The organism is Kitasatospora sp. NPDC096077 (assembly GCF_040303245.1).
Lineage (GTDB): Bacteria > Actinomycetota > Actinomycetes > Streptomycetales > Streptomycetaceae > Kitasatospora.
The window spans coordinates 254,108-266,042 of the sequence record NZ_JBEOSV010000002.1 but is presented as its reverse complement, the minus strand read 5'-3'; the positions used below and the strand labels follow the sequence as shown (position 1 = coordinate 266,042).

Annotated in this window: 10 protein-coding genes; 3 read left to right on the top strand and 7 right to left on the bottom strand. The window is 73.2% G+C overall.

The features are described from left to right. Window positions 1-8 precede the first annotated feature (8 nt). Window positions 9-2,549: an ATP-dependent Clp protease ATP-binding subunit gene (locus ABTZ03_RS03055; protein ID WP_502894378.1), complete on the bottom strand. Its 2,541-nt coding sequence runs from the start codon at window positions 2,547-2,549 to the stop codon at window positions 9-11. 152 nt (window positions 2,550-2,701) lie between these two features. After that, window positions 2,702-3,406, bottom strand: coding sequence for a VIT1/CCC1 transporter family protein (locus ABTZ03_RS03050; protein WP_350511094.1), 705 nt, complete (start codon window positions 3,404-3,406; stop codon window positions 2,702-2,704). Window positions 3,407-3,548: 142 nt separating this feature from the next. On the opposite strand from ABTZ03_RS03050, the gene ABTZ03_RS03045 reads away from it, so the two are divergent. Further along, complete coding sequence (locus ABTZ03_RS03045; protein ID WP_350511093.1) at window positions 3,549-3,908, top strand: hypothetical protein; 360 nt, start codon at window positions 3,549-3,551, stop codon at window positions 3,906-3,908. A 19-nt stretch (window positions 3,909-3,927) separates the two neighbouring features. On the opposite strand, the gene ABTZ03_RS03040 is transcribed toward ABTZ03_RS03045, so the two are convergent. From ABTZ03_RS03040 to ABTZ03_RS03020, 5 genes are read right to left on the bottom strand one after another with little or no spacing between them, the layout of a single operon-like run. Further along, complete coding sequence (locus ABTZ03_RS03040) at window positions 3,928-4,578, bottom strand: vWA domain-containing protein (RefSeq protein ID WP_350511092.1); 651 nt, start codon at window positions 4,576-4,578, stop codon at window positions 3,928-3,930. 15 nt (window positions 4,579-4,593) lie between these two features. Beyond that, window positions 4,594-5,844, bottom strand: coding sequence for a protein kinase family protein (locus tag ABTZ03_RS03035; protein ID WP_350511091.1), 1,251 nt, complete (start codon window positions 5,842-5,844; stop codon window positions 4,594-4,596). Next, window positions 5,841-7,112, bottom strand: a complete 1,272-nt coding sequence (locus ABTZ03_RS03030; RefSeq protein ID WP_350511090.1) for a protein phosphatase 2C domain-containing protein — start codon at window positions 7,110-7,112, stop codon at window positions 5,841-5,843. Before ABTZ03_RS03030 ends, ABTZ03_RS03035 begins: the two co-directional genes overlap by 4 nt. After that, window positions 7,109-7,525, bottom strand: coding sequence for a hypothetical protein (locus ABTZ03_RS03025; RefSeq protein ID WP_350511089.1), 417 nt, complete (start codon window positions 7,523-7,525; stop codon window positions 7,109-7,111). Before ABTZ03_RS03025 ends, ABTZ03_RS03030 begins: the two co-directional genes overlap by 4 nt. A 7-nt stretch (window positions 7,526-7,532) precedes the next feature. Continuing rightward, window positions 7,533-8,297 carry a hypothetical protein gene (locus tag ABTZ03_RS03020; RefSeq protein WP_350511088.1) on the bottom strand — a complete coding sequence of 255 codons (765 nt, stop codon included), beginning with the start codon at window positions 8,295-8,297 and terminating at the stop codon, window positions 7,533-7,535. Window positions 8,298-8,495: 198 nt separating this feature from the next. Between ABTZ03_RS03020 and ABTZ03_RS03015 the strand changes: the two genes are divergently transcribed. Both ABTZ03_RS03015 and ABTZ03_RS03010 read left to right on the top strand, forming a co-directional pair. After that, the gene (locus tag ABTZ03_RS03015) at window positions 8,496-9,335 is read left to right on the top strand and encodes a Crp/Fnr family transcriptional regulator (RefSeq protein ID WP_350511087.1); all 840 of its coding nucleotides are present in this window, start codon (window positions 8,496-8,498) and stop codon (window positions 9,333-9,335) included. 43 nt (window positions 9,336-9,378) lie between these two features. Continuing rightward, window positions 9,379-11,922: an ATP-binding protein gene (locus tag ABTZ03_RS03010; protein WP_350511086.1), complete on the top strand. Its 2,544-nt coding sequence runs from the start codon at window positions 9,379-9,381 to the stop codon at window positions 11,920-11,922. Window positions 11,923-11,935: the final 13 nt, after the last annotated feature.

Genomic DNA, 11,935 nt, shown 5'->3' with positions numbered 1-11,935 from the left:
TGCTCCGCTCAGCCCTCCGCGCCCGCCTCGGCCGCCTGCGCCTTCTCCTCCGCCTCCGCGAAGGTCGCCGACGCCTCCGGCCGCGCCAGCGTCACCGTCAGCTCGCCGTCGCCGACGTCCGCGATCAGGGTGTCCCCCTCCCGCACGGTGCCGTCCAGCAGCAGGTTGGAGATCCGGTTGTCCAGCTCCGACTGGATCGTCCGGCGCAGCGGCCGGGCCCCGAACTCCGGCTGGTAGCCCCGGTTGACCAGGTACTCCTTGGCCGCCTCGGTGACCTCCAGCCGGACGTCCTGGGCCCGCAGCCGGCGCCGGCTGCGCTCCAGCAGCAGGTCGACCACCGAGAGCAGGTCCTTCCGGGTGAGCGCGTGGAAGACGATCACCTCGTCGATCCGGTTGAGGAACTCCGGCCGGAACTGCTGGCGCAGGTCCCGCATCAGGTCGTCCCGGATCTCCTCCACGTTGCCGGCGTGGTCCAGGATCCGCTGCGAGCCGATGTTGCTGGTCATGATCACCACGGTGTTGCGGAAGTCGACCGTACGCCCCTGGGAGTCGGTCAGCCGCCCGTCGTCCAACACCTGGAGCAGCAGGTTGAAGACGTCCGGGTGGGCCTTCTCCACCTCGTCGAAGAGCAGCACGCTGTACGGCTTGCGGCGCACCGCCTCGGTCAGCTGGCCCGCCTCGTCGTAGCCGACGTACCCGGGCGGGGAGCCGACCAGCCGGGAGACGGTGTGCTTCTCCTGGAACTCGCTCATGTCGAAGCGGATCATCCGGTCCGGGTCGCCGAACAGCAGCGCCGCCAGCGCCTTGGCCAGCTCGGTCTTGCCGACGCCGGTCGGCCCGAGGAAGAGGAAGGAGCCGGTCGGCCGGTCCGGGTCGCCCATCCCGGCCCGGCCCCGGCGGACCGCCTGGGCGACGGCGGTGACCGCCTCGTCCTGGCCGATCACCTTCTCGTGCAGGTGGTCCTCCAGCCTGAGCAGCCGCTCCCGCTCGGTCGCGTTCAGCTCCGCCACCGGGATGCCGGTCCGGGAGGACAGCACCTGGGCGATGTCGTCGGCGGTCACGTCGACGACCTCCTCGCGGGACTCGGCGGTCGCCGCCAGCTCGTCCTCGGTCCGCCGCAGCTCGGACTTCAGATTGGCGGCCCGCACGAACTCCTCGTCCGCGACGGCCTCGTCCAGCTCCCGCTTCAGCTTGGTGATCCGGTCCTGCACCGAGGTCGCCTCGGTCGAGCCGCTGAGGCTGCGCAGCCGCACCCGGGCACCGGCCTGGTCCAGCAGGTCGATCGCCTTGTCGGGCAGGAAGCGGTCGCTGACGTACCGGTCGGAGAGCGTCGCCGCCGCGTCCAGCGCCTCGTCGGTGAACCGCACCTGGTGGTGGGCCTCGTAGGCGTCGCGCAGCCCCTGGAGGATCTCGACGGTCTCCTCGACGCTCGGCTCCGGCACCAGGACCGGCTGGAAGCGGCGCTCCAGTGCGGCGTCCTTCTCCACGTGCTTGCGGTACTCGTCCAGCGTGGTCGCGCCGACCACGCTCAACTCGCCGCGGGCCAGGGCCGGTTTGAGGATGTTGCCGGCGTCCATCGAGCCCTCGCCGCCACCGCCCGCGCCGACCACGGTGTGCAGCTCGTCCAGGAAGAGGATCACGCTCTTCTCGGCCGCCGTGACCTCGTCGATCACGCTCTTCAGCCGCTCCTCGAACTCGCCCCGGTACTTGGAGCCGGCCACCAGGGCGGTCAGGTCGAGGGTGACCACCCGCTTGTCCCGGAGGCTCCGCGGCACGTCCCCGGAGACGATCCGCTGGGCCAGGCCCTCGACGATCGCGGTCTTGCCGACGCCCGGCTCACCGATCAGCACCGGGTTGTTCTTGGTCCGCCGGGAGAGGATCTCCACGGTCTGCTCGATCTCCTCGGCCCGCCCGACCACCGGGTCCAGCCGGCCGGAGCGCGCCGCGTCGGTGAGGTCCTGCCCGTACTCGTCCAGGGTCGGCGTCTCGCTCGGGTGCGCGCCCGTGCTGCTGCGCTCCCCGCCGGTGCCGCGCCCCTCCAGCACCGACTTCAGCGCCCCCTGCGAGGGCGCCGCGTTGCGCAGCGCCGTCCCGGCGCCGGAACGTTCCTGCTCCAGCAGGGCGCCGAGGATGTGCTCCGGGCCGATGTACGAGGCACCGACCTCCTGCGAGCGGGCGTGCGCGGCGAGCAGCGCCCGCTTGGCCGAGGGGGTGAGCGCGGGCTGCCCGTCCAGCGCCTCGGGCCGACCGGCCGGCAGCGCGTGCTCCAGGTCCCCGGAGAGCCGGTCCGGGTCGATGCCGGCCCGTTCCAGCATCCGCCGCGAGGGCTCCACCCGGGTCGCCGCCCAGGCCAGGTGCGCGGTGTCCAGGTCGCTGCTGCCGTCCTCGGCCGCGCGCTGGGCGGCCAGCCCCAGCAGCTCCTGGGAGGACTCGCTGAGCAGCCGCCCGATCGGCACCCGCTGCACGGCGGGCGGGGAGGCCAGCGGGCTCATCCCGAAGAACCGGCTGAGCAGGTCGGAGAACGGGTCGTTCGATCCGAACGGGGGCATGGTCACGGCAGTTCACCTCTCCCAAGCGTTTTGCAGTCACACAAACACAGGGCGCGGGCGCCCGCCTGTCGAGCGGGACCACCCGAACGCTCGGGCCCACACTGCCTGCCCGGACTGCCCGCACTGCCCGCCCGCACTGCCGACGAGCCGGTTCAGCTCCTGAGGTGGTCCAGCAGCACGCCCCCGCTGTACGTCACCGCCATCGCCAGCAGCCCGCCCACCACGTTGCGCGCCACCGCCCGGGCCGGCCCGGCCCCGCCCAGCCGGGCGCTGGCCCACCCCGAGAGGACCAGCGCCGCCACCACCGCCACCACCGTCACCCACAGCCGCGCGGACTCCGGCGGCAGCAGCACCGCCAGCAGCGGCACCAGCGCCCCCAGGGTGAAGGCGGCGGCGCTGGCCAGCGCCGCCTCCCAGGGGTTGGTCAACGCCTCCGGGTCGATGCCGAGTTCGGTCTGCGCGTGGGCCAGCAGCGCGTCCCGCTCGGTCAGCGCCGTCGCCACCTCCCGGGCCAGGCCGTCGGTCAGCCCGCTGTCCCGGTAGTAGTCGGTCAGTTCGTCGAGCTCCCCCTCCGGGTCGTCGGCCAGCTCGCGCCGCTCCTTCGCCAACGCGGCCCGCTCGGTGTCCCGTTGGGTGCTGACCGAGACGTACTCGCCGGCCGCCATCGACATCGCCCCGGCCAGCAGTCCGGCCACCCCCGCCGCGAGCAGCGCGGTGCGGGACCCGGCCGCACCGGCCACGCCGGTCACGATCCCCGCCGTCGAGACCACACCGTCGTTGGCCCCCAGCACGGCCGCCCGCAGCCAGTTCAGCCGCGCGGACAGCTGCGCCCGGGTCTCCCCCGTCTGCTCCGCCATCCGCGCCCACCGCCCTCAGGGGTCCGTACGGTCCCCCCGATCCTCGCCCGGCGGCTCCGCCCCCGCCACCCGCGGCCGACGGGCGGGCGGCTACTCGGCCGTGCTCTCCGGCACAGGAACCGTCGTACTCGCGGTCTCGTGCTTGGAACCCCGCTTCGGAGGACTCGGAGGACGCTTCGAAGCGGACGACGGCGTGGTGGCGGTCGGCACCGGCTCGGGCGGTGGGGTGGGCGAGGTGGGCGAGGCCGAGGGCGGGCAACTCGGCGACGGCGCCGCAGTGGACTCGGTGGGAGTCGCGGGAACGGTGGCGGAGGAGGCGTCGTGGCCCGGCGGTGCCGACACCGGCGCCGCCGGCCGCGGGCCGCCTCCTCCCCCGGGTGTCGAGGGGCCGAGCAGACTGCCCGCCGCCTCGACCGCGCCGCCGCAGGCGAGCAGCACCGCGGCCAGCACGGACAGTCCGACGGAGGCACGGACCGCCCGGGGCGCCCGGGGCGCCGGGTAACGCGGATCGGAGACCATGCTCAGTCCACGTATTCCTGGGCGACCTGGACGTACTCGAAGCCCTTGACGTCGGTGGCGATCTGCATCTGACCGGTCTGCGACGAGGCGATCAAGGTGTTGAGCAGGCCGGAGATCGCCCCGCTCAGCGCCGACTCGGTGTCCGTGCCGTCGGCGATGAACAGCGCCTTGGTCGCCACCTCCTGCAGCACGCCGCGCTCGGCGTCGCCGAAGCCGTAGGCGATCACATGCGGGTAGCGCGGCCGGCTCCGGTCCACCAGTGCGCGGAAGGACTGCCGCCAGGTCGCGTCGGTCGGACCGCCGTCGGTCAGGAAGAAGACCGTCGGCCGCAGCACGCTGTAGTGCTGCGCCCGCAGGCTGCTGACGTCCTCTTCGATGCACTGCCGCAACCGGTCGAAGGTCTTGCCGTAGTCCGTGCGCCCGCCGCAGATCACTTCGGGCATGCTCGGCACCTGTTCCATGTCCGACATCGGGATCACCACGTGCACGTCGGTGGAGAAGGCGACCACGCTGACCCGGGCGAACTCCGAGACGCGCGGATTGGTCGCCAGGTTGTAGTGCAGACGCGAGAGGGTCGCGTTGAGCACTGCCTCGTGCGGCTTCATCGACGAGGACGCGTCGATGACCACGTAGGTGGGCAGGCAGAGTGACATGGGTGCACCCCTGAGCTAGTGGTTGGCGGCGGCGATGACGATGCCGATGAGCAGGATCACGGCGAAGGCGAGCGCCCAGATCCACTCGGTGTTCCAGTTGGTCGCGGGATCCTTCTTCTTGGTTTTGGCGACCTTCTTCTCGACGGTGACCGTTTTGTTCTCGGCGGTGACCGGCTTGTTCCTGGCGCTCACCGACTTGGCGGCGACCGACTCGGCGGTGGCCTTCTGGCCGGTGCTCGCGGCCACGGCGCCCTCGTCCACGGCGACCGGGTCGTCGGCGGGCTGCGGGACCGGGCCCGGCGCGGGCAGCGGCGGCACCGGGGGCAGCGGAGTGCGGGTCGGACGCGGCGCCACCCTGAGGTAGGGCCCGTTGTTCAGCGCCTGGTTCAACTGGGCTGCCGCGGGCCGTCGTTCGCGATCGGTCGCGAACAGCATGTCCAGCAGCACCTCGGAGAGGGCGGGCTGGTCCGGCCAGGGCGACAGGGAGACGCTGTGGAAGGCGCGCGCGTCGCGCTGGCCGGTCAGGCACTTGGCGACGAGCAGGCCGAGCCGGTAGCGGTCGGTGCAACGGTCCGCGTCGGAGCCCGGCGGTGTGAGCGGGTCGGCCCAGTTCGGCTGGTGGATGTCGGGCATCCGGTCCGGCCGGCAGCCGTCGACGTCGATCAGGTAGACCGAACGCCGGTCCGGGCTCCAGAAGGCGTTGGAGAACGACCAGTCCGAGTAGACGAGGCCCAGCCGCTCCAGGATCGCGGCGAGTTCGGTCAGCCGGCGGCAGGCAGCCAGTCGGTCCTCGAAACCGGGGCGCGGCAGGCCGACGCGCCGGATCGACTCGTCGGACTTCGCCAGCCAGTCGATCTCGACGAACCGGCGCTCGCCGAACTTCCCGCGCCGCAGCTCGGCACGGTAGTGCTCGGGCGCCATCGGGATCACGCACCCGACGGCCGGATCGCCGGGCCCGTGGATCCGGGCTGCGGGCCAGCACGTCCCGGCGTACAGCGCCGCCCGCTCCGCCTCCGGCAGGGTGTCCGGGGCCGAGATCAACAGGTCGATCCGCCGGGCGTCCTCCGGGTGGTGGTCCGGCCGGTAGAGCTTGGCCAGCCAGCCCGGGTGGTCCGTCAACGGCCGTACGGCGACGGCCTGACCGTTGTGCTCGGAGATCGGCTCGGCGAGCGGTCCGAGATCGCCGAGGCCCACGGCCCGCGGCAGGGACCAGCCCCGCGGATCGACCGCCGGGACGCCGTCGGCGACGGGACGGAGGTCGGTCATGCCCCCCTGCCGTTCCACACCACGACGGCGGTGCGATCGTCGAGGCACTGCGGTGCGTCGAAGCCGACGTCGGCGGTGAACCGGGTGGCCGGGACCGGCGTGCGCCAGGCATTCGCGAAGTACTCGTTGACGTTGCCCGCCGGATCCGCCCACGCGTCGCCGATCCCGTCCGTGACCAGGGCCAGGGCGGCACCGGGGGCCAGCGTGAGGTAGCCGTCCAGAGCCAGCTGCGGCGTGTCCGGCAGTCGGCCGGCGACCTCGTTGGAGACCACCTGGGCCGCGCGGTCCTTGGCCTCGCCGGCCGAGAACCGCCACCGCGCGCCGTACGGGTCGAGCGTCCAGGCCGAACTGTCACCGAGCCACCCGACCCAGGCCTGGGCCGCGCCGCTCGCGTCCGGCTCGGCGATCACCGCGGTGATCAGCACGGTGGCCAGCAGCGAGGTGCCGACGCCGCGTCCGGCCGCCTGTCCGGCGATCGACTCCGCGACCCGCCGGTACAACTCCTGGACGTCGAGCCGGTCGAAGCCGCCCGTCTCGATCTGCTCGCGCAGCAGGGTGACCGCCTGACTGGAGGCCGTGGTGGCCCCGGTGTCGGACCACGCCGCGCTGGACAGGCCGTCGGCCACGGCCACGATCGCGTACCGGCTGTCCCGGGTGCGCCCGATCCGGTAGGAGTCCTGCCGCGGCCCGGCGGGCTGGTCACAGCGGTGCCCGGGCCCCACCACGGAGGCCGCGCGGACGGTCAGGGCGCCGACCGCCGCCTCGTCGGCGGCGATCCCGTTCTGCACCGTGCGCTCCGGCAGCAGCCAGGGATAGCCCTGGGCCCGCGCGCCGTCACCGAAGCGGGGCACGCTCAGATCGGTCGGCCGCTCGCGCAGGACCGGCCGGGGCTTCGCCTGCTGGGCCGTCGACGCGGCCGGTCCCGCGACGTAGCGGCAGGCCGGCACCGCCGCGTCGGGCCGGGGCGCCGGTTCGGGCCGGCTCCGCTGCCCGGCCGGGGCCGCACCGAACCCGGAACCCGCCCCGGACCCCGACGCGGAACCCGACCCGGACCCCGCCCCGGCCGACGCCACGGCGAGCCCGGACCCCAGCGCGGCCGCCGCACCGACGACACCCACCGCCGCGAGCGCGAACACGTTCACCAGCCAGCCGTAGTGCCGGTGCGGCGCGCCGACCTCGACGAAGGCCCCGACGGCGACCGCGACCAGCAGCCCCGCCCGCACCCAGCCGTCCGTCGGGCCGTCCGCCCGGCCGTCGCCCCCGCTCACCGCCCCTCCCCGGAATCGCGCGACCGCGGCCCGCCGGCGAAGTGCTGGTTGCCGTGCTGCACCGCGAACACCTCACCCGAACCGGTCGCGGAGTTGACCTGGACCGCGACGTCCGGCTGCTGCGGGAGCCGCAGCGACGCCAGGGCCGTCACGTCCCGGGCGAGCCCCGGGTCCCGGTCGAGCAACTGGACCAGGACGTCGGTCCAGTAGCCCACGACCTCACCGTCGACCGCTCCCCTCGCGGCGGTCGACGGCAGCTCCAGTGCGGCGGACAGTTCCCGGCGGCGGCCTCCGTGGGCCCGGGCGATGACGCCGCCCATCAGCCGTTTCGCCTCCGTCCAGAGGTCGGTGCCCATCGCGGCGACCAGAGCGGTGGCCCCGCTCGCGGCCAGCTCGGCGAGTTCCTCGTTCATCGGTGCTTCAGCCCCGTTCGTTGGATCGGATGTGCAGGACACCACTGGCGACGGCGAAGACCGTGCCGTGGTCGGCGGCCCGGACGACTTGCTCCACCGTCCGCGGCCCGGATTCCCCGGTCGGCGGCTCGACCTCCGCGGGCCGTTCGTCGGAGCCGGCTTCCCGGCCGGAACTGCCGTGCGGCCCGACCGGACTGCCCGGGTACCAGAGCCAGGCCCGCGCGGCGTACTCCTTCACGACGACCTCGGCCCCGGTGAAGGCACCGGTTTCGAGCCCCTCGTAGCCGTGCCCGACCGTCTCCTCGTAGTAGTGCTGCGACAGGACCACGGCCACCGGGGTGCCGTCCGGACCGGCCACGGCCGCATGCCGCAGCGGGCCCGAGTCCAGCAGCCGGGCGAGCGTCTCGAACGGAGTGCCGGAGACGGTGCCGTCCGGCTCGAACCGGACCTCCCCCGCGTGCACCGCCGCCCGTACCCGCACCCCGACGTCCGGACCGGCCTGCCGGTTGTGCGCGCGGATCCGCGCACTCAGCTCCGGCAGCAGCGGGACCAGCAGTTCGGCCTTGGGCAGCCCGGCCGGTGCGACCAGCCGGCAACCGTCACCGGTGTCCACGTACGAGACGTCCCGCGAGTCCAACTCCGCGGCGCCGAGCGCGTCGGACAGCGCCGATCGCAGCGCACCGCGGATCTCCTGCAGCCGCTGCTGCCCGCGGCCCGCGGAACCCGCGATGTCGCACGCCAGCAGGGCTCGGTATTCGTACCTCGGATTCACGTTCCCTCCGCTTCCCTCCGCGCTCACGACGGGGGACGGCACTTCGCAGATCGATGTGCCGTCGGCACCGAACTAGCGGTGCCGACAAGATGGTTGACGAGATCGTAGAGGAGGGGTCCTCGGGTAGAACGGCTACTAATACGGCTTGTCCGGCTTCGGCTTGCCCGGCTTCGGCCGGACGAGGAGGAGGAGTGACCGATGGGCGACACACGGGTGCGCGTGGGCAACGCACGGGTACGCGGGGCGGAGGCCTACTGGCCACCGGCCGGGCTGCTCGGCCGGGTCGGCGAGGCCGACCGCCGGGTCCTGCTGGGGCTCGGCCACGGCGTGGCCTACCCGGCCGGCCAGATCACCATCCACGAGGCCGACACCTCGGACTTCGCGCTGCTCCTGATCGGCGGCACGGTGAAGGTCACCGCGCACGCGCAGGACGGCCGGGAGGCCCTGGTGGCGGTACGGATGGCCGGGGACCTGGTCGGGGAGTTCGCCGGGATCGACGGTCAGCCGCGCAGCGGCACCGTGACCACCTGCGGCCGGGTGCTGGCCCGGTACATCCTGTCCTCCGAACTGCTGGAGTGCACCAAGCAGCACCCCGCCATCGGGCTCGCGCTCAGCGCGAGCGTGGTGGCCAAGCTGCGGACGGCGACCGGCCGGATCGTCGACTTCACCGGCTGCGACGTACTCGGACGGCTGGCCAGGATCCTGCACCACCTGGCCGTCACCTACGGGCGGCCGGGCCGCAACGAAGCCCAACTCCCGCTGTCACAACCGGAGATGGCCACCCTGGTCGGCGCGGCGGAGTCGTCGATCCACAAGGCCCTGCGGGCGCTGCGCGAGTCGGGCGCGGTCGTCACGGGCTACCGCAGGATCACGATCCTCGACCTGGACCACCTCGCCCGGATCGCCGTCGCGGCCGAAGCGAACGGGGCCGAAGCGAACGGGGCCACAGCGAACGGGGCCGCCGGGGCCGGTTCGCGGGCGATCCCGCCAATCAGCCAAAAGCGCCGGGTTCCCCACGACAGATCGGCGTCAGCATGACCGAGAGCCGGCAGCCGAACGTTGGAGAGGACCGGGACAGCAGATGCCAGACAACAAGAGTGCTCCGGACGGTTCCGGGGGGATCCGGACGGGCGACGTCTCCGGGACGGTGATCGTCGGCGACCGGAACACCGTGACCAACCTGAGCATCACCGCGACGGAGGGTTCGGCGGTCACCGTCCACGCCGGACCGCTGCCGGATCCGGTCAAACGCCAGCGGATCTCTCACCTGCCACGGCCCGCCGCCGACCCGCTGATCGGCCGGGAGGGGGCCCTCCGGGCACTGCAATCGGCCGTCGGGACACGCCAGTTGGTGCAGATCTGGGGCCCCGCCGGAGTCGGCAAGAGCGCGCTGCTGCGGCACCTCGCCCGCACCCTGCCGGGCGGGGCCGACGGTGCGGCCTACATCGAAGCCGGCGGACGGACGGCCGACGACCTCGCGCAGGCGATCTTCGACATCGGCTTCGAGGCACCGAACTACAAGCCGTCGCTGGAGGTGCTGAAGGAGCACCTGAAGACCCTGCGACTGCGCATCTACCTGGACGACGCGGGGCTGGCCGAGAAGGACCTGCGCCGACTCTTCGACATGGCCGAGCAGTCCGTGTTCGTCTTCGCCTCGCGCCGGCGGTCGGCGGTCGGCGGCGTGCACGCGATCCCGCTCGACGGACTGACCTCCCAGGCCGGGGTCCACCTGGTGCAGACCGTCCTGGCCCGCCCGCTACGGCCCGAGGAGGCGCAGACCCTGCCGGCCCTGTGCGACGCCCTGCACGGCAATCCGCTCCAGCTGCGGCGCATCGCCCTGTCGGTCGCGACCGGCAACCGCCTACCGGGCATCGCCGACCTCCCCGCACTGCTGCCCGCGCTGCTCAACCGGCTCGGACCGGCCGAGCGCGACCTGCTGCACCTGCTCGGCTCGCTGTCCGGCACCGAGTTGGCCGCCCCACAGCTCAACCTCCTGCTCGGCCGGACGGACGCCGAAACGCTCGCCGAGGGCTTGGTCCGGCACGGCCTGCTGGTCGCCTCCGAAACCGGCTACGGATGTCCGCCGGACGTCGCCGCGTGCGTGCTGAAGAGCCGGATGACGGAGTTCCCCGCCGGGCCGCTCTGCCGGGCGCTCACCGCGTGGGTCGAGTCGCGGCAGACCACCCCGGACCAGGTGGCGGCCCACTTCCAGGCCCTGGACGTCGCGGTGCTGCGGGCCGAGCAGAGCGGACAGGCCCGGCTCGGCACGGCATTGGCCCGGGCCGCCTCGCCGAAGCTGGCGCGGTCCCGGCAGTTCGACGCGTGGGGCAGCCTGCTCGCAGCCGGCTGGGCCGCCGCGAGGACCGCCGGCGACAGCGCGGGCGAGGCGTTCTTCCTGCGCGAGGCGCGCGCCCGCCGCAAGGCCATCGGCCGGGCGGCGCAGACCGCGACGCTGGCCCTTGAGGCGGGGGTGCTGTGGCAGGAACTCACCGCCCTGCACGCGCATTCGGCGGCCCACCAGGCCGCCACGGCGATGGCGACCAGCGCGGCACCATCCATGGGGATCGCCCCGGTGACGCCGATGGCGCCGGTCGCCCCGGTGGCGCCTGTAGCACCGGCACCCACCGTGGTCAGCCCGCCGACGGTCACCCATCCGGTGGTCCAACCGGCGCCCGTCACGCACCCGGTGGTCCAACCGCCCACCGCCACCCACCCGATGGTCCAACCGGCACCCGTACACCCGCCGGCTTCACCGCAGGTGATCGACCTGTCCCACACCTCCCAACAGCCGGTGCCGGGCACTCACCTGACCGGCACGCACTCCGCCTCGCAGGCGGCGCCACCGAAGATCGACCTCTCGGGTTCGCACAGCTCCACCGCCCACTCGACGCACGCCTCCCATGCGACGCATGCCGCCCATTCGACGCACGCCGCGGGCGCCGCCACGACCGGCACGGGCCACACCGCACTCGCCACCGCGGGCGCCGCGACCGCCAAGGGCGGCATCGCCCTCGCCGTCGCGTGCGCGGTCGGCATGGCAACCGTGGTCGGCGTGGGTGCCGTGGTCAACGCCAACAGGCAACGGGACCCGTCTCCGGCCGCCACGTCAGGCTCCGTCTACGCCGACGGTCGGCCGTACCCGTCCCCGGTCGTCACGCCGAGGTCCATCGACACCGACAACCAGCCCTACCCGGGTCCGGCCGTCACACCGAGCTCCGTCGATCCGGTGTGCGCAACGGCGATGCCGGACCTGGCACAGGAGATCGGGCAGTACAGCACCGACCACGCCACCGCAGCCGGCGCGATCGACGCGTACAACGAGGCCGTGAGTGCTCACAACTCGGGACAGACCACCTCCACTCCCGACTACAGCATCGTGAGCTCCGACCTCGACACCGTCCTCAAGGACCTGCGCGCCATCAAGTCCACGGTGCGGACGTCCGTATCGCAGTCGCGGGACGGATCCGTGACATCGGACCTCAACGGTGTACTGACCTCCGTTCAAGAGATAGAGAGCAAAACCAGGTCGTATCAGAGTGATCCGAGTGCCACGGTCGAATTCTCGGGCCAAGCATCGGCGTTGATATCGGCCCTGGACAGCCTGCAAGCCCACTGCGGTGGATGACCTCCACACGACC

What these genes read in the sequence shown, in the direction of transcription:
- ABTZ03_RS03040 (WP_350511092.1), bottom strand. Translation starts at nt 4,578, where the DNA reads ATGTCACTCTGCCTGCCCACCTACGTGGTCATCGACGCGTCCTCGTCG.
- ABTZ03_RS03055 (WP_502894378.1), bottom strand. Translation starts at nt 2,549, where the DNA reads ATGCCCCCGTTCGGATCGAACGACCCGTTCTCCGACCTGCTCAGCCGG.
- ABTZ03_RS03025 (WP_350511089.1), bottom strand. Translation starts at nt 7,525, where the DNA reads ATGAACGAGGAACTCGCCGAGCTGGCCGCGAGCGGGGCCACCGCTCTG.
- ABTZ03_RS03010 (WP_350511086.1), top strand. Translation starts at nt 9,379, where the DNA reads ATGCCAGACAACAAGAGTGCTCCGGACGGTTCCGGGGGGATCCGGACG.
- ABTZ03_RS03050 (WP_350511094.1), bottom strand. Translation starts at nt 3,406, where the DNA reads ATGGCGGAGCAGACGGGGGAGACCCGGGCGCAGCTGTCCGCGCGGCTG.
- ABTZ03_RS03015 (WP_350511087.1), top strand. Translation starts at nt 8,496, where the DNA reads ATGGGCGACACACGGGTGCGCGTGGGCAACGCACGGGTACGCGGGGCG.
- ABTZ03_RS03035 (WP_350511091.1), bottom strand. Translation starts at nt 5,844, where the DNA reads ATGACCGACCTCCGTCCCGTCGCCGACGGCGTCCCGGCGGTCGATCCG.